Raw genomic sequence first — 19,462 nt, 5'->3', positions numbered from 1 at the left:
ATACCTTATATTCTAGCAGTAAATAATACTCTTATTTGTTTAAATGATAATTTTTTTAATATAAGCCTATTATAATGTTAAATTTATCTATCAAATTCAGTTAACTTTACAATCATCTCTTCACAAATCTCTTTTATTATCTTATTATCTGTATTGATAATAATATCTGCAGATGCCATATATTTTGATTCTCGTTTTTTCATTAGGTCAGATATAAATTCTACATTCATATTATTATTAAGTATCGGTCTTTCATCACTATGTTTAACACGTTGAAGAATAGTTTCTGGGCTTGCTGTCAATAAGACAACCCTTCCATTTTTTTTCATATATTCTACATTTTTATCTCGGAGTACAATCCCTCCTCCACAGGAAACAACAAGACCTTTCTTTTGTTGCAAATTTATTAGAGTTTGGCTTTCAAGATTTCTAAAATACTCCTCCCCTAGCTTCTCAAATATTTCAGAAATACTCATACCTTGTTGCTCTACTATATATAAATCGGTTTCTACTCTTTCCATCTCTAATAAATGACTCAAGTATGATGATATAGTGCTCTTACCTACACCCATAAATCCAACAAGCATTATATTATAAGAAAATAAATTTTTAGCCTGTATCCTCTTACTTGTTTTAACCATATATCTAAAAACATCTATAATTTCATTTTCAAATTTATTACCCTTTAACTTATTAATTAATGCCATTTCTTTTTTATTTTCATACTCTGATTGTAAAATAGGAAGACCGTTTTCTTTTTTAATATCTATAATATCCTTTATACATTCCATTCTTTTCTCAAGCAAATTTATAAGCTCATCATCATATAAATTTATTTTTTCTCTTATCTTTTCTATATTTTCCATAGTGACACCTCAGCTTTCAAACTGGACAAAATTAAAAATCCTTACAGTTATATTATACTAATATTAAACATCATAATCATACACTTTTTCTTTTCCATATCTCATATTTACAAATAAGGCAAGTAAAATTCCAACAAAAGTTATAGCCACATTAAATAATACAACATATTTTGGTCCATTTACTCCACCTGATTTTGTAATAATACCTGCTATGTTTAATATAACATAGTTTGCTATACTCGATGCAATCATAACTATAGACGTTATTTTTCCTTTATTAGTTGGAAACATTTCATTTGCTGTTGATGTGGTTAATTGAAGAACACCACCTGCTGCTGAATAACCAATTACAAATCCTCCTAGCATACAAATAGTTGGAGTTTGAACAAAATATACTACTAATAACATAAATAAAGCTATTATAGGATATATAACTAGTATTCTTATTGGCTTAATATATTTTTTAATAAGTACAGAAGTTATTAATACTGCACATATTACTCCCATTGAGTAGAAAGACTGAATTTTTGTAGGGTCAGCCATGCCATATAATTTTCCCAATTCCTGATTGCAATTTAACCATAGTACAAATGTTGATGTACATGTAAAACCAATGCAAACAAGAGCTATACTTGTTGGTGTAAATTTCATCTTTTCTGATTTAACTGTTTTTCCTTTATTATCAGTAACATTATTAGCTGGTGGAAATGGTAATATCGCTATCAAAATTGCATCTATAACAATAAGAATCGCTGTCACTATAAAAATAACTTTAAATGATATTGAATTTGCTGCGACAAATCCAATTATAAAAGGAAGTAAAAATTGTGCTAAAGCTATTGTAAATTTAGTAAACATATTAGCTATTGTTCCCAAACTAGCAAATATCTCCATACAAGAAGGAGTTACACAAGTATCTAAAAATGAATTTGCTGCTCCCCCAATTATTGCAAATACATATGCTACATAAAAATTTGGTGAAAATACAATTCCAACAAAGAAAATTGCATGTAGAAAATTTCCTATAAGTCCACTTACTTTTCTTCCATACTTATCTGAAATAGGCCCTGCAAATGGATATGATATAAGTCTACCCAATCCTAATGCGGCAATAACAGCTAAAACAATACTTACATCTAATGTACCATCTGATAATGTTTTAGCCCCCCACATTGATGAAAATTCTGGTTTATATTGTCCTAAAATTGAAATTCCGATACCAAGTAAAAAATATGAAAAATACAATGCTATGGCAGTAGGATAATACTTTTTATTGTTCATAGTTCTTCTCCTATTCTTGTTAATTTATTAACATTTTTGTGTACAATAAACTCATCACCATAATGGGTTTAAAGTATAGTCAAACCTTTAAACCTGACTAGACTGTGATATATAACCCACTATGACAATTTGTAAATTACTATTTAAAACACAATTCCTTAATCTCTTCTACAGGCATTTCTAATCCAGTGTATAGATTAAAGGCTTCTGCTCCTTGATATAATAACATTCCTAATCCGCCAATAGCTTTACATCCATTAGCTTCTGCATCTTCAATCATTTTTGTTTTCTTTGGATTATAAACAACATCTGTTACTACCAATTCTTTTCTTAAAACACTAACATCTTTTATATTAGTTTCATTATCATAAGGTTTCATACCAATAAGAGTTGCATTTGTCAATATATCACTTGATTCTATCTCTTCATAAAGCTTTTCTATATCATCTAAGTCATATAGGTTAACAACACATTCTGGTACTTCTTTTTTTATATTCTCAACTGTTTTTTCTCCTCTTTTATAAAAATCATCCTTAGCATTGAAAATAGATATTTCTCTTGCACCATCTAATGCACATTGTACCTGTATAGCAGTTGCTGCACCACCAGCACCCATAATTGTAATCTTTTTATCTTTAACTTCTACTCCATTTTCTTTTAAATTACGAACATAACCTACCCCATCTGTTATATGACCAACTAACTTTCCATCTTCATTTACAATTGTATTACATGCTCCAATTATACGAGCTGCTGGAGAAAGTTCGTCCATATATTCTGTAACAGCAGATTTACATGGCATAGTTACATTAGCACCCTTTATATTAAAAGTTTTTATTGCCGAAAGTGCATCTTTTACCTTATCTACTGTAATATCAAAAGCTAAATATCTATAATCTAAATCTAATTTTTCAAAACTATAGTTATACATCACTGGTGATTTAGAATGACCAACTGGTGTACCTATTAATGCAAACAATCCTGTTCTACCTGAAATTTCCATAACTATCTTTTCCTCCCAATATTATCATTTTCTTTGCAAATAATCTATTCAACTATTTGCAAAGAAAAATTTATTTATTATTTATATATTTAATGCTACCTCAAATGCTTCTTTTGTTGCATCTAATGCTCTACGTGCTTTTACTGCATCTCCAACAACATGAGTTTCTTTTACAAATTGTTTTACAACCTCGCTTAATGGGTCATAATTACGAGAACCCATAGCAAGTACTACTGAGTCAAATCCTTTTAAATCATGTTCTGTACTATCTGCAAGTAAATAATCAACACCATCATCATAGAATTTAGCGACTTTTGCTCCAGTAACAGTATGTATATTATAATTTTCAAAATCATTCATAAGGAACTTGCGGTGCTCTGAAATTACATCTGCACCAACTTCTTCTCTAAGCTCAATGACAGTAACCTCATGCTCTTGTTCTCCAAGGAAAGCTGCTACTTCGCAACCAACCATTCCTCCACCGACAACAAGTACTTTTTTCCCACAAGTTTTCTTACCATCAAGAAGATCTACAGCATGTATTAATCCTGAGTCATTAATTCCTGGTATAGGAAGTACAAGTGGAGTTGCTCCAGTAGCTATAATAACTGCATCAGGTGATTTTTCTTTTATAAGTTCTACTGTAGCTTCTGTGTTAGTACATATTTTTACACCATATTGATTACATTTTGAAATGTAACTTCTAACTAAATTAGTGATATCTCCCTTACCTGGAGGATATGCAGCTAAACGCATTTGACCACCAAGCATTTCAGATTTTTCAACCAAAGTTACATTATGTCCTCTTTTAGCACATATCCATGCTGCAAGCATACCTCCAACGCCTCCACCAACAACAAGTACTTCTTTACTAATCTCAGCTGGTTTAAGTTCTGCTTCATGACCTAATATAGGATTTGCAAGACAGGCTATAGGTTTCCCTTGGAACATATTTGGTACACATCCTTGCAAGCATGCTATACATGGTATCATTTCATCTAGCTTTCCATTTTTAGCCTTATTAGGCATTCCTGGGTCAGCTAAACTTTGTCTACCAAATGCTACTAAATCACATCTACCTTGTCTAACCATTAATTCAGCAAATTGTGGTTCTGTATAACGTCCAACTGTTATTACAGGTATACTAACAGCTTTTTTTATTTCTGTGACTAATTCTGCACTGAATCCAGCATGTAAAACTGTAGGAGCCCACATATATTCATCATGTATATGTATACTACGAGATACATGAAGTCCATCTACTCCACAATCTTCTAGATATGCTGCTATTACTGAACTGTCATGTACATCAATTCCACCTAAGATATCATCTGTACTATTTATACGGCATAATATTGCTAGAGAATCTCCTACCTTTTTACGTATATTTTCAATAATAAGACGAGCTAATCTCATTCTATTTTCAAAACATCCCCCAAACTCATCTACACGCTTATTTGTTCTTGGTGATATAAAGCTACTAACTAAATATCCATGAGCGCAGTGAACCTCAACAGCATCTGCACCAGCTTTTTGTGCACGTAATGCAGCATTTCCATAAGATTCTATAAGTTCATATATTTCTTCAGTCGTTATTGCTAATGGTGTATTACGACCATTCGATGCAGGTATTGCAGATGCAGCTTTTAATGGATGACCTGCTATTTTTTCATTTCCCTCAGAACCAGCATGTTGTAATTGTATAGATACCTTTGAACCTGCATTATGGCAAGCATCTATTACATTTTTAAAACTATCTATTGTACTATCATCATATAAGCAAGGTTTACGAGGACCTCCTTTTGCTTTTTTGTCTACAACACTGGATTCTATTGTTATCAATCCAAAACCACCTAAAGCACGTTCAAGATAATAAGCCTTAGAGATTTCACTTAAAGTCCCATCTGTATTTGCAAAATTATTTCCCATTGGAGGAACTACAAAACGATTTGGAACTGTCATCGAACCAATTTTTATAGGTGTAAACATAGAACTAATCTTCATAAGGTTTTCCTTCCTTTCAAGTTTCAATTTAAAATTTTCATATTATAATACTTGTATATTTTTCTATTGTATAGATTTATTTTGGAGATACTTCAGGCCATGCTTTATCTAAAACGTTCTTAGTTGCATTAAACACAGTTTCAGCAGCAGTTGATAATCCCTTAGATATTAAAGAATCAGATATTACTTCTGCCCCTATAACTCTTGGTGATATATTGTGTTCTTTTATTATTTTTACAAATTCTTCTGTGTTTCCATATCCCTCACCTGGAGCCAAACGGTCATGTAGTGATTCATCTCTAAGTTTTTCATAAGGAGTTTCTAAAACATCACATACTTGAATTGATACTATCTTGTCTGCTGGAACAGGTGCAAGGTCTTTTGCTGTCTGTTTTGCTCTAGCCCAGTGCCAAGTATCTAATATAAGCATTGCATTTTCACGATTACATCCCTTAACAACACGCCATGCAGTAGCTAAGTCTGGTACACCACTATATGGCATAAACTCAAGACCTATAATAAGCTCTCCTGCTCTATCACATAATTCTCCTAGTGCTTTTATAATTTGTTCTTCTGGTATCATTTCTAATAAACCACAATTTATATGTTTAACATTAAATAAACGAGCCATATGATAAACATTTTGTTCTTTTTCTCTTTGAGCCTCTGTTCTATCTTCTTCTGTTCCCCATTGAGTTATATATTCTACTTCTGTAACCTTCATATTATATTCATCAAGAATCGCAAGCATTTCTTCATCTGTAACGCCAGCGTGTTTTGCATCTACATAATTTTCAGCTCGTAATCCAATACCATCAAAACCAGCTTCTTTCGCAATACGTACTCTATCACGGAATGAAACTTCTGTACCTAATGTATAAGAACTAATTGTAATTGGAATATTAAGATTTTTTTGATTATTCATGAGTTAAATTTGCCCCCTTTATTTTCTTTAAAAACAATAGTATTTTTGATTTTATATTTTTAATTATCCTACTAGTAGTATTATTTAACTTTAAAAACAAAAGTGTTTTTTGATTTATCTTTATCTAGATTTTATAGATTTATTGTACCATGAGACTTTATTAATAACAAATTGATAATTTCCTATCAATTCATAGATTTTGTTTATAGATTTTATTTACAGGATAATTATTTTACTTTTCTAGCGCATGATATAAATATCTTTATCATATATTTCAGACAAAAAACGATAAATTTCTTTAAAAGCTTTTATTCTTACTACATAATCATATATAATAAAAATGTGAAAATATCTTAAATGTCAACTTCTCCAAATATATAAATAAAAATACTCAGGAAAGGATGAACAAAAATTGAATTTATACCACCTACGCTATTTTGTTACACTGGCATATTTAGAACATTATACAAAAGCAGCAGAAAATTTATCTATAACACAACCAAGCTTAAGTCATGCTATATCTTTGCTAGAAAGTGAACTTGGAGTGGCTCTATTTGAAAAGGAAGGTAGAAATATAGTCCTTACTAAATATGGAAAAATATTTTTAAAAGATGTGGAAAAATCATTAGAAATTTTAGATTCAAGTGTAAAATCATTAAAAATAACTGGTACTGGTGAAGGGCAAATCGACTTAGCCTTCCTTAGAACACTTGGTACTGACTTTATCCCTGATATAGTACATAAGTTTTTAAAATCTAATCCTGATAAATCAATAGATTTTAAATTCCATACTGGTGTAACTACAGACATTATTCAAGGTCTTAAAGAAAGAAAATATGATATTGCATTTTGTTCTAAACTTGAAAAAGAAAAGGGAATTGAATTTATACCTGTTGCTAAACAAGATTTAGTATTAATTGTACCATATAGCCACCCATTAGCTGCAAAGGATACTATAGACTTAAAAGAAACCATACCTTATCCTCAAATAGTATTTAATCAGAGAAGTGGGCTTAGATATATAATTGATGATATGTTTAAAAAAATAAATCAACAACCTAACATAGTCTATGAAGTGGAAGAAGACCAAGTCATTGCTGGATTAGTTGCAAAAAATTTTGGAATTGCAGTAGTCCCAAATATGAATATGCTCAGCTTTACAAAAGTGAAAGTAATTCAGATTGTTCATCCAAGTTGGGAAAGAAATTTCTATTTAGCGGTTATAAAAGATAGATATTTACCTCCTGCAATTAAAAACTTTAAAAATTTTGTCATTAAAAACGCTCAGCTATAATTTATTGATAAAGGGGTTATTTTCAAATATCCTCTTTTATTATTTTTATAAAATAAAAAAATCTATACTTTTAAAAGTATAGATTCCTAACTGACAGTCGGCATCCGAGTCTCAGTAATTATCGTTATACAACAGCAACTGAGTTCCAGTTCCTGAATAACTAAGTTATTTACATTATAACAGACTTTGTAATACTTGTCAACACTGTCTATCTCATTTTTTCAAGCCATGGTCCAACAGGCTCTATAATGGGAACCTCTTTGAATCCCCAATTTCTTATGTCATTCACACTAGTCGGAGTATATATCTTATTTCTTATAGATTTAAATATTTTATTTTTTTCTCCATATTGCATACACTTTGGATTAGCTTCTATTAATCCTCTTCTTGCTCTACTAAGAGGATTACATAAAATATCTGCTATCTCCAAACCTTCTCTATAATCTACATCTTCCTTTTTAGCAATTATAAACCCTTTAACCTTATCTCTTAATTCTTCATCTATGTCTAAATATATTGTTCCATTATTAAAAACATCGAAAAATGCCTTTTGTACTTTTAAATTTGATACATCATCCCTTGATTCGATAACTATTCTTGCAGATTCCACAGTTTCATTATTTACAAAAGAATAAAAGTTCTGAAGTACATGTATAAAAGCCACTACATAAGGTTCTTTTGAAGGCGCATAATATTTTTTTAATCTAGCTTTATCTACTGTTACTGATATTATAGTACACTCTAATCTAGATAGAAATAAGGGCAACTCATCATAAAAAAACTTAATCTGTGAATCATCAAACTTCTCAAAAGCTCTTGATTTTCTCGATATATCCGTCAAATGTATTCCTATATTACTAGTCCCAAAGCACTGTTCTTTAAATACATCCATTTCCTTCCTTAAGGAACAGACATAATCTCCTTGACTCACTGCATATTTATATTCAAAAATTACTCCTGTTAATGTAAATGGGTCTTCATGATTTATATCTGCCCTTCCACTTTCATCGATAAACATTATATATTTTTTCTTTGTAATCTCACTCACCCTCTTAACATATGATGATAGCATCTATATCCATTTTATATGAGTTTTAAAAATATTCCAAGATTTTTATATAACTTAAATTTAAATTTAAACTAAAAAATTGAGATGTAAAAACAATCAACGCTTTTGGCGATTGGATTTCACATCTCAATTATAGTTATTTCTCAATGTATAGTTCTATTATTTTCCAATAATATCCATTAATTTATCCATTACTATATAAGATACTCCTCCTCCAATTTGATAAGGAGTTTCAACTTTTTTATTTGCAAATACTCTTTGTTGTTCTGATGATAATCCTGAATTATCCATTAAAACTATTGGTGAATGTAGTTTTACAGCTAATGGTCCAGCTGATAAAGCATCAACTAAAGTATCTGATTTACTAACTAATATAGCCTGTAAATCAACATCTCCATAGAATTTCTCTATTACTTTCGCATTAGTATCTACTCTGCTATTTCCATATATTCTATTTCCTGAAACATCTTCAGTAGTTATCTCGTTCATTTTTGCTATTGTTGAATCATTAATTGCACTTGGTCCACCTATAAAGTATGCATTTTCTAATTTTCTTTCTGTTAGCCATGCATAAGATTCTTCAGTTATTCCATCTTTTTTAACTAATATTATAGGTTGCTTTTCTTCTCCAGCTTTAGAAGCTATAGATAGCGCGTCTGCTTCTCCACTTCCAGAAACCATATAAGCTGTTTTTATTTCTTCCCTACTTCCAAGTTCTGTAGCTATTTTTGTAGCAGTCTGGTATCTATCTTGACCTGCTATTCTCTTTGTTTCTGTATTAAAAGTAGTTTTTATTTCTTGTTCTAATTTAGAGCTTATTGCATTTTCTCCACCTATCAATATTACTGTTTTAGGTGCTAATAACTTCATTTGTTCAATAGTCTCAGATGGTAATTTATCTGTATTAGTAAGAAGTATTGTTGAGTTATAACTACTTGCCAAAGGAGTAGCTGTTATACCATCAGCTATTGCATTACCATTTACTAATACAACAGTATCTGAACTCTCAGCATTCCAATTTCCAACTGAACTTATCTTCTTAGCTGTATCAAATCTATTTGCTCCTATAACTGTGTCCCATGTAGGATTTATAGTTCCATCTTCATTGAAAGTATAATCTTTTCCATCTATTTTTTGAGTGCCAGTTAGCATTTTACCATCTTTATCTAAATAGTAAGATTTTCCTTCTATTTGTTGCCATCCTGTCTGCATTACTCCTGTTTTGTCAAAGTAATATTTGTTACCATCTATTTCTTGCCATCCTATAACTGCTAATCCATCAGCATCTAGGTAGTATTTCTTTCCATCTTTTTCTTGCCATCCCGTTTGCATTACTCCATCTGCATTAAAGTAATAAGTCTTTCCATCAATTACTTTCCATCCAGATACTCTTACTCCATCAGTTCCCAAGTAATATTTTTTGTTGTTAATTGTTTTCCATCCTGTTTGCATTACTCCTGAAGCATCAAAATAATACATTTTTCCATTTATTTTTAACCAACTATTTTTTTGGTATGTTCCATCAGATTTTACATAATACTTCTTACCATTCTCTGTTTTCCATCCTGTTTGGTTTAAATTTATCTTATATTTTGCTGCTATTTTTATATAACTATCATTACTATAATCTATAATTACATCTGAACCCACTGGAACTTGGTCAAATAACCATCTAACTTCTTTATTATGCATTCTTATACATCCACCAGAAATATGCTTTCCTATAGAACTCTCATCATTATTTCCATGTATTCCATATGTATCTCCATAAGTTCCTTTTAACGCTAGTCCCATCCATCTATCTCCTAATGGATTTCTTGGACTTCCTCCAGGTATATTACCTTTATAATATGGTCTATTTTTTATCTTATTAACTACTTTTGTCTTCCCTGTTGGTGTCTCTGAACCTTTTTTCCCTGTTGCAATTTTAAACTCTTTTACAAGTTTACTATTTACAAAGTATCCTAGAGTATTTTTTCTTGAGTTTACTATAATTACATGCTTACTAGCTGCACTTGATTCTGGTACACCACATGCAAATACTAAAACTAAAGTCAGTGCTAGTACTAAATACTTTTTTAGACTTTTTTTCACTATAACTTCCCCCTCTTTTAGAAACATTACTACATGTGTCTAATTATAACATAAAATTACCAATCCCTTATATTTACAAATTTGTTACATTTATACATTTAATAATATTCTATTCCTCATATCCATTTGGATTCATGCTTTGCCATCTCCACGAATCTTGACACATTTCTTCAAGTTCATATTTAGCTTTCCATCCAAGCTCTTTTTCTGCCTTAGAAGAATCTGCATAACACATAGCTACATCTCCAGCTCTTCTTCCTACAATCTTGTATGGTATTTCTTTTCCACTTGCTTTAGAAAATGCTTTGACTAAATCGAGAACACTATAGCCCTTCCCAGTTCCTAAATTATAAACAACAAGACCTGGATTTTCTTCTAATTTTTGTAATGCTTTTACATGACCAGCAGCTAAGTCTAATACATGTATATAATCTCTAACCCCTGTCCCATCATGTGTTGGATAATCATTCCCATACACACTTAATTCTTTTAATTTACCTACTGCTATTTTTGTTATATAAGGCATTAAATTACTTGGAACTCCATTTGGCTCTTCACCTATTCTACCACTCTTATGAGCACCTACTGGATTAAAGTATCTTAGAAGTGCTATATCTAATGAATCGTCTGCCTTCGATATATCTACTAACATCTGCTCTATCATAAGCTTAGTTCTTCCATATGGATTAGTTACAGAAAGTGGGAAATCCTCTAATATAGGACAAGTATGTGGGTCTCCATATACAGTGGCTGAAGAACTAAATACAAATTTTTTAACATCATATTCTCTCATTAATTCAAATAGATTTAAAGTACTTATTAGATTATTGCTATAATATTCAATTGGTTTTTCTACTGATTCACCAACAGCCTTTAAAGCTGCAAAATGTATAATTGACTCAATATTATTTTCTTTAAATACAACATGCATTTCATTTTTATTTCTGATATCAATATTATAAAATTTTATTGGTTTTCCAGATAACTCTTTAATTCTATCAACGACTATTGAATTGCTATTGCTTAAGTTATCAACTATAACAACTTCATAACCTGATTCTAAAAGTTCTATTGCTGTGTGGCTTCCTATATATCCTGCTCCCCCAGCTACTAAAACTGCCATAGTAATTACCTCTTTTCTAATATTTATTTTTCACTTACTTTTTTTCTCATATAATCCATTAAATCATCTTTTAGATTTTCTCTTTTTAATGCAAAGTCTATTGTCGCCTCTAAAAAACCAATCTTATCTCCTACATCATATCTTTTTCCTTCAAAGTTATATGCGTAAATAGCCTCTTGCTTCCCTAGAGTCTGAAGCGCATCTGTCAGTTGTATTTCTCCACCCTTACCAGGTGCTTGCTTCTCTAATATATCAAAGATTGCAGGCGTTATTATATATCTTCCAAGTATAGCTATATCTGATGGTGCTTCTTCAATTGCAGGTTTTTCAACCATATCCTTAACTTTGTATACTCTCTCTTCTATATGTTTCACATCTAATATACCATATTTATTAGTATCTTCTTTAGCTATCTTTTGTACACCTAGAACAGTTGTTTTATACTCATTATAAGTATCTATTAATTGTTTTAGGCAAGGAACTTTTGAGTCTACTATATCATCACCTAATAATACAGCAAATGGTTCATCACCTATAAAGCTTTTTGCACAGTAGATTGCATGTCCAAGACCTTTTGGCTCTTTTTGTCTTATATAATGAATATTTACCATATTTGATATATCTCTTACCATTTCTAACATCTCAGTCTTACCTTTTTGTTCTAATTCTAACTCTAATTCAACTGATTTATCAAAATGGTCTTCTATAGATTTTTTATTTCTACCTGTTATTATAAGAATTTCTTCAATCCCTGATTCTATAGCTTCTTCTATTATATACTGTAAAGTTGGCTTATCTACTATAGGAAGCATTTCTTTGGGCTGTGATTTTGTTGCTGGTAAAAACCTAGTCCCTAGCCCTGCTGCTGGTATTATCGCTTTTTTAACTGTCATCTGCATTTTTTCACCCTTCTTCGTAAATTTTCTCTTGTACCAAATTAATATACCATATTTATACTTTTTCTTCAAATTCTATATTATCCCAATAATTAATATCTTAAGACCATATAAGGTAGATGAAATTTCATCTACCTTTAATTTTATGGGCTAATATATTATTGTTTATATTTTTATTTAAAACTTATATAGGCACTAAATTTCATCTAAGATACCTTTAATATCACTATCTATATCATCATCCAAATAAGAATCTAAATCTTCTAAATCAACTTCTAGTTCTTGATATGTCATATCAACACTTACATCTTCATCTATATCCATTTCAGATATCAATTCTCCTAAAATACTATTTCCATCAGTATCTAAATCTCCATCTATATCTTCACCTATATAATTTTCATTTAAAATTTCGTCTAAATCAATCTCATAATAAACTTCATTATTTTTTTCATCTCCTGAGTTTAATCCTAAAAACTCATAGTTAAAATTCCAAACATTGTATTTACTTGACATACTTTATTCCTCCTGTGAAAAACATATTTTCATCTAGTTTATTTGCTCCATAATCAACAGAATTATATATTTTTTCAATTATGTCTTTTCTTCTTTCATTTGTTCCATTATTTAATGTCAATTGTCTAAATACATATGTATTTGTTATTCTTTCGAATAATATTTCTTTTATACTATCATCATTGATATTTTTGTAGCTTTTCCATAAAACTTCAAATAACTTAAACATTTCCCTACTAGTTTCATCCACATAATAAGGATACATATTTTCCACCAAATGATTTAATCTGGATATAGCTTGTTTTAAAAATACATCAAGACTTGCACTTTCACTTTCTTTTAGCATTCTATAATTATATTTCTTCTTATCTTCTCCTGATATTACAAATATAATGTTGTCTAAGCTTTTCTCAACTTCATCTAAATAACTACTGATGTTGTATGATAAATCAAATAATAAATTTTTAATCTGCTTAAATACCTGCATATCAAGCTTAACATTATATTTTTCAAATAACTCTATTTCTTGATTTTCTAACATCCTTGGCATATAAGCTGATAATAAGTCTAAATTGTTTCTTTGTTCTTGTACTTGCTTATAAAGTTCATTTATAACATCTATTCTTATTTCATCATTTAATTCTTTTTTGAGAACTTTATCAAACTCATACTTCATATAATAAATATTTCCAAAGAAATTAAATATTATCATATCATTCATAGCTTTAGACCAGTTTTTATATAACACTTCAATGGAAGTATCTTTAAGTAGAGGTTGTTTTGCGTATATAAATACATCTTGCATAAGTTTTTGAACCATATTTTTACTTAGATTCAAAGTTAGTTTTTGATTATTAAATTTTATTTCTGTTTCTACAAAATTAGAATTTTCACTTTCAAGCTCTTTATTAATTACAATATCTTTTACATCACTATTTTTTATAGATATAATTTCTTTTTGAAAAGACTTTAGAATAGTCAGGCTATCGAAATCTTCTTGAATAAAAAATGGAGCATGTTTTAATGTATATCCTACTATTTCATTTTCTATATCATTTAAATCATCTATTTCCATAAGTTCTTTATTTTTATCATTTATGTGTAAGTTGAAGACATTCTTATTGTCGTATAATATAATATCTTCTCCAAAATTCAACTTTGAACAGTTATCTCTTGCTGACTTTACAATAGTCTTTTTAGACTTCTTATTTATAAAAATTAATTGTTCTTGATATTTTACTAAAAGCATATTTGTGTTTTTGTAATCAAATCCATCTATATTTCCTGATATCTTACAAAATACTATATCACAATCTTTAGGTAGGTTTCCTATTTTTTTATTATCTCTAACCTTTTCATTTAAATCAGATGGAACTATATTCTCTATATTGTTATTGAATATAGATACAGACCTTACTATAAGCCCTTCTCTTTCCATATGAAAATAGCCTTTTAAAGATACCTTTTTATCTTCTAAAATATATCTTTCTATATCATCAAAGTTTATTTCAAATCTATTTTTGCCACTAATAAATATGAACTTCTCATTATCCTTATTTATTCCACCCATATAAAACTTATTGTCATCTAAACTTAATATAGTCATATTATCCTTTAGATAAAATATAAATTCTCTTTGATTCTTACAAATTAAATCGTATTCATCCACAGTTATTTTCATAGTCAGATTTGCTGTAACATTCTTACTTGAATTTTCACTTTTTATATAAAAAGGTAAGTTATTTCCATAAACAATTATGTTAGAACCTTCTAAAACTGCTTCTAATTTTTCTTTATTATCTGAAAAACTATATATGTATTTTACTCCTGTATCATCATTAACTTCATCTGCTTTGCTAATTATTATATTACCTAAATTTGTTATATGAAGTTTTTTATATTCTTTTGAGTATCTACTGATACCATTAAGCTCAAAGCCATCTGAAAGCTCATATATGATTTTTTCTCCTAATTTCAACATACCTTCACCACCTAAACAAAATTATAAGTATTCTCTAAAGGTGAACAAAATGCCTCAAAATAAATAATATCCTTTAATACTCTTTATTTTGAGACATAATTTCTCCTTATTTTTTATAATATCCTAAGCACCTTCAACTATTTCTTCATAAAGTTTATCTAAATGTTTAACATATTCACGATATCCAGATTTATTTCTTAACTCACTTCTTAAATCTTCATATTTTTGTCTAAGTTCTTCAGCACTCAATGAAGGAGCTGATTCTTTCAAATCTTCTAATTTATAATCATAATACTTATCATACATCGCTATATATGTATCAATAGATTTCTTAGCTAACTCATTACATTTTTCTTGTGCTTCTCCATATTGAGAATAATCACCTATTTTTATTTTATAATATCCATTTTCTTGAATTATTGTTGAAGAGATACCTTTAGCTTCATATTCTTTTGCTGTTTCTTTTGCTGTTTTCTCAACTTTAAGTGAACCAGCATAAACAGTATAATACACACCTTTACCATCTTTATATGCTTCCATTTCTGCTGCTTTCTTTTCAGCTTTTGCCTTCTCTTCTGCTTCTTTCTCAGCCTTTGCTTTTTCTTCTGCTTCCTTTTTCTCTTGCTCAGCTTTTGCTTTTTTCTCTTCCTCTGTTAGTTTGTTGTTAGCCTGTTGCTGAGTTGATGTTTTTGGAGTAACAGCTTTCTCATTTTTCTTGTTATTACCTACTGTTATAAAGTAACCTACACCAACAATCGCTACTATAACTACTGCTATAATAGTTTCTTTCACTCTGCTCTTCTTAGAACCTACTTCTTCTTCATCTACAAAATCATCTTTATTTGATTCATGATTTTTAATTTCTACCTTATTATCTTTAGATTTATTATTAGAGGAATGTTTTGATTTTTTATTACCTCTTTCTTTCTTATTAATAGGTATTATTACTGACTTTTCACTCTCTGACTTTTCATTTTCTAATTTTTCTTCTTTTACTATTTTCTCTTCTGAGTCTTTACTTTCTTTTTCAAGTTTAGATTCACCAATTAAAGATACTTTTTCATCTAAGTCATTATCTATCGGTTTTTCTATTTTTACACTACGTTCTTCTTCTAGTTCTTGTTTTACTTCTTCTAATTCTTCTTGCTTCACTTCTTCTGATTCTTCTTGCTTCATTTCTTTTGACTCTTCTTGATTATTTTCAATAGGTTTATCTAAAATTACATCAGAAGAAATGTTATCTAAATTATTTTCTTCCTGCTCAACTTCTTGTTCGATTTTTTCTTCTTTATTTTCTTTTTTCATGAATCCAAATAATTTAGATTTCTTTTTGCTCTTTTTATTTGCTGATTCAGTTATATCTTCTTTATCAATATTATCTTCTTTATCTGCATTTTCTTTTTCTTCTACAACATCAATTATATTTTCATCACGATTATCTACTTCTTCTTTAGTCTCATCTTTAACATCATCTTCTATAGAAATACTACTTCTAAAACAAATATCTTTATCTGCATTTTTTATCATATAAATATATTCTTCAATGTCGATATCTTTATTTTTTCTAGTCCTTTTTGATGCAATCTCATGATTTTCTAATTCATTGTAGCTGTCTTTTATTAGATTATGGGCTTCATTCCATACATCGTCACTAATTTCTGTTTTATTTTTAATTACATAGTCTACAAATTGCTTAAAATTCTCAGCACCAAATTCTCCAATTATAGTTAATCTCATTGCACCTTCTATAAGGTCTCTATTTCTTCTCTTTAAAAATTCTAACGCAATTGTTGCACAAGCAAAATCTTTAATAGTATCTTTACCAAAGCCATATCCTTCAACAGAATGAAGCTCTTCTAAACCACACAACTTCTTATATTCATTGTTTATAGTTTGAGATATACTCTCATTATTTAAACTATTTAACTTATCCATAAACTTTAAGTTTATATCATTTGTATTTGATTCCTGTTCTACACTTGATTTTTTAACTTCATTTAATAATGTATCATTTTCTGAATTATCTTTACCTAATTGTAAATCTTCAATTTCTGTTGCTTTTATTTCCACTCTATCTTGTCCACTATTTTCTTGCTCATTCTTAGATACTACATCTTTATTACTAGCTAATATCTTATTTACACAGAATATAATCTCTCTTTTTAATTCTCTTTTGGCATCAGCTTGATTTTTAAGAAATAAACTTCCACATTCTTTCTTTTCTAAACTTATCTTCCTAAGTGATATGTTAAGAAGGTCTTTATATAAGTTTAAAACCTTATAATCCTTTTCTAAACGTCTTCTTCTCTCTGATAGTTCCATTTTATCATATGCTAAAAAACTATTTAAATCATTGGCTTTTAGAGAGTCTAAACCTTCTTTCATCGCCTTATTTACATACTTTCTACATTTAGCTGTAGTTAATTCTAAATCCTTTTCTAATTCATCTATCTCAGGTATGTACTTATCTACTATCCATTTTCCAATAAGTGGTTCTGTATTTCTTGCTAATGTCTTATAAAACAATATATTAAATTTTAAAAGCTCAGCATATTTTGCTTCATTAAATTCTACTTTTTCAAATTTCTTTTCCAAAACACCATCTAATTTTTCATTTATCTTAGACTCTTGTTTTAAAAAACTTGCTGTGACATTTAAAACAGTGTTTCTTATTATATTATTTTCACTCAAAACCTTCACTCCTTAAATCAATTATTTTATTGTAATATTCACATTGTACAAAGTCGCTAATTTGATTATGATATTTAAATAATTATCTATTAAATTTGCTACATCTTATATCATATCATATTATTTACATCATTTTACTTTTTCTTTTTACATCTATCTTATATTATACCATTTTTAATATCTGTACTAACTTATATTACAATATTCCTCAAAATTTTAAAAGTAGATTAGACAAATTTACAAATAAAAAAACATCAGTTTAAACTGATGTTTTGACTATCAAAAGAATTAAGCAAGTCTATAAGCGGAGTTCTGTATTAGATAATCATCTTTCTAGGCTTATTGTCACCAATAAGCTCAAGCGACCTACCTACCGGAGAGTACGAGCAGCACTCTTCATTCCTATCTTGGTCTTGCTCCAGGTGGGGTTTACATAGCCAACTAGTCTCCTAGCTGCTGGTGAGCTCTTACCTCGCCTTTCCATCCTTACCACATAAAAGTGGCGGTTTATTTCTGTTGCACTATCCTTAGGATCGCTCCCACTAGGCGTTACCTAGCACCCTGCTCTATGGAGCTCCGACTTTCCTCATGTAAGACTACATGCGATTATCTGGCTTACTTAATATTCATTTTACTTAGTTATGTTAACATAAATTTTTCAATATGTCAAAGACATATTATACTAAAAATTTAAATTTCTTCAAAAATAGTGTAATATAAGTATATAAACTATTTTGACTTGAGGTGAAATATTGAAAAAATCATATAAAATAATAATTAACATCATACTAATATTAGTAATAATTTACAGCGGATTTAATATATACTCAAAACTTACCAAATATAATCATGACACTAAAATATCCTCTGAACTTCAAAAAAAAGAAGATAAAAAAGAGGATTTATCAAAAATAAACAGTGATTTTAAGTTTTGGCTTTCTGTTAAGAATACAAATATAAATTATCCAGTTGTACAATCTAAAGATAATTCTTATTATCTAGATAAAGATTTTTATAAAAAAGATTCTATTTCAGGTACATTATTTATGGATTATAGAAATAAATCTCTTGAGGACCAAAATGTCATAATATATGGACATAATATGAAAAATAAAACTATGTTTAATAATCTAAATAATTTTAAAGATGAAACATTTTTTAAAGAAAATAATCAAATAAAAATTATCATTAATGGAAAAGAATTTTTATATGATGTCTTTTCTGCTTACATTGTAGAATCAGATTATGACTATTTAAAAACAAGTTTTAACAGTGAATCAGATTACCAAAATTACATAAAAGATATTACTTCTAAATCATTGCATAAATCACCTATTAAAGTTAATGTTAATGATAAAATAGTCACACTTTCTACTTGTACTTACGAATTTGACGATGCTAGAATGGTGATTCATGGTAAATTAGTTTCAAATTAGAGATATTTCAAAACTTCTAGACACAGTCTAAAATACTTATTTTAGACTGTGTTATTTTCTATGTAAATAACTCATAAATTACTAAAAATATGTACTATAAAATAATATATATTAGACAATAAAAAAAGACTATGCCAAAAACATAGTCTTTACTGGAGCTGGTGATAGGAATCGAACCTACAACCTGCTGATTACAAGTCAGCTGCTCTACCGTTGAGCCACACCAGCAAACTTATTTTTTTAAATTAACACTCTAAAAACTACACATATATTTTACTGAATG

The 19,462-nt window shown here is 29.0% G+C and carries 14 protein-coding genes, 1 tRNA gene and 1 other RNA gene; 2 read left to right on the top strand and 14 right to left on the bottom strand.

What is annotated here, in order from left to right:
- Positions 1-83: 83 nt before the first annotated feature.
- The 5 genes from Q3223_RS09760 to Q3223_RS09740 form a co-directional block, all read right to left on the bottom strand.
- Entirely contained in the window at positions 84-866 is a 783-nt protein-coding gene (locus Q3223_RS09760; RefSeq protein WP_407811907.1) for a shikimate kinase, read from the bottom strand.
- 63 nt (positions 867-929) lie between these two features.
- Positions 930-2,147 (bottom strand): MFS transporter, encoded by a 1,218-nt coding sequence (locus tag Q3223_RS09755; protein ID WP_284182264.1) that lies wholly within the window; start codon positions 2,145-2,147, stop codon positions 930-932.
- 139 nt (positions 2,148-2,286) lie between these two features.
- Entirely contained in the window at positions 2,287-3,150 is an 864-nt protein-coding gene (gene aroE, locus Q3223_RS09750; protein ID WP_407811906.1) for a shikimate dehydrogenase, read from the bottom strand.
- Between the two features lie 81 nt (positions 3,151-3,231).
- Complete coding sequence (locus Q3223_RS09745) at positions 3,232-5,154, bottom strand: FAD-dependent oxidoreductase (protein ID WP_407811905.1); 1,923 nt, start codon at positions 5,152-5,154, stop codon at positions 3,232-3,234.
- Positions 5,155-5,230: 76 nt separating this feature from the next.
- A complete protein-coding gene (locus tag Q3223_RS09740; RefSeq protein ID WP_054271275.1) occupies positions 5,231-6,079 on the bottom strand; it encodes a sugar phosphate isomerase/epimerase in 849 nt (282 codons plus the stop codon).
- Positions 6,080-6,491: 412 nt separating this feature from the next.
- Between Q3223_RS09740 and Q3223_RS09735 the strand changes: the two genes are divergently transcribed.
- Entirely contained in the window at positions 6,492-7,373 is an 882-nt protein-coding gene (locus tag Q3223_RS09735; protein WP_407811904.1) for a LysR family transcriptional regulator, read from the top strand.
- A 208-nt stretch (positions 7,374-7,581) separates the two neighbouring features.
- Here the strand turns inward: Q3223_RS09735 and Q3223_RS09730 are convergent, their stop codons facing one another.
- From Q3223_RS09730 to rnpB, 8 genes are all read right to left on the bottom strand, one after another.
- Positions 7,582-8,445: a DUF3800 domain-containing protein gene (locus Q3223_RS09730; protein WP_065388415.1), complete on the bottom strand. Its 864-nt coding sequence runs from the start codon at positions 8,443-8,445 to the stop codon at positions 7,582-7,584.
- Between the two features lie 156 nt (positions 8,446-8,601).
- Positions 8,602-10,536: a cell wall-binding repeat-containing protein gene (locus Q3223_RS09725; protein ID WP_074178544.1), complete on the bottom strand. Its 1,935-nt coding sequence runs from the start codon at positions 10,534-10,536 to the stop codon at positions 8,602-8,604.
- Positions 10,537-10,645: 109 nt separating this feature from the next.
- Positions 10,646-11,659 (bottom strand): UDP-glucose 4-epimerase GalE, encoded by a 1,014-nt coding sequence (galE, locus tag Q3223_RS09720; protein ID WP_054271277.1) that lies wholly within the window; start codon positions 11,657-11,659, stop codon positions 10,646-10,648.
- Positions 11,660-11,682: 23 nt separating this feature from the next.
- Positions 11,683-12,558 carry a UTP--glucose-1-phosphate uridylyltransferase GalU gene (gene galU, locus Q3223_RS09715; RefSeq protein ID WP_054271278.1) on the bottom strand — a complete coding sequence of 292 codons (876 nt, stop codon included), beginning with the start codon at positions 12,556-12,558 and terminating at the stop codon, positions 11,683-11,685.
- A 192-nt stretch (positions 12,559-12,750) separates the two neighbouring features.
- The gene (locus Q3223_RS09710) at positions 12,751-13,071 is read right to left on the bottom strand and encodes a hypothetical protein (protein WP_054271279.1); all 321 of its coding nucleotides are present in this window, start codon (positions 13,069-13,071) and stop codon (positions 12,751-12,753) included.
- On the bottom strand, positions 13,061-15,052 hold the full coding sequence (locus Q3223_RS09705; protein ID WP_407811903.1) for a hypothetical protein: 1,992 nt from the start codon (positions 15,050-15,052) through the stop codon (positions 13,061-13,063). Before Q3223_RS09705 ends, Q3223_RS09710 begins: the two co-directional genes overlap by 11 nt.
- Positions 15,053-15,175: 123 nt before the next feature.
- On the bottom strand, positions 15,176-17,752 hold the full coding sequence (locus tag Q3223_RS09700) for an SPOR domain-containing protein (RefSeq protein WP_407811902.1): 2,577 nt from the start codon (positions 17,750-17,752) through the stop codon (positions 15,176-15,178).
- Between the two features lie 276 nt (positions 17,753-18,028).
- Positions 18,029-18,365, bottom strand: an RNA gene (rnpB, locus tag Q3223_RS09695) — RNase P RNA component class A.
- 130 nt (positions 18,366-18,495) lie between these two features.
- Between rnpB and srtB the strand changes: the two genes are divergently transcribed.
- On the top strand, positions 18,496-19,179 hold the full coding sequence (gene srtB, locus Q3223_RS09690; RefSeq protein WP_054271282.1) for a class B sortase: 684 nt from the start codon (positions 18,496-18,498) through the stop codon (positions 19,177-19,179).
- Positions 19,180-19,332: 153 nt separating this feature from the next.
- Here the strand turns inward: srtB and Q3223_RS09685 are convergent.
- Positions 19,333-19,407 (bottom strand) — tRNA-Thr (locus Q3223_RS09685).
- Positions 19,408-19,462 lie beyond the last annotated feature (55 nt).

The organism is Clostridioides sp. GD02367 (assembly GCF_045900275.1).
Lineage (GTDB): Bacteria > Bacillota > Clostridia > Peptostreptococcales > Peptostreptococcaceae > Clostridioides > Clostridioides difficile_A.
This window is presented reverse-complemented; position numbering and strand designations above follow the sequence as displayed.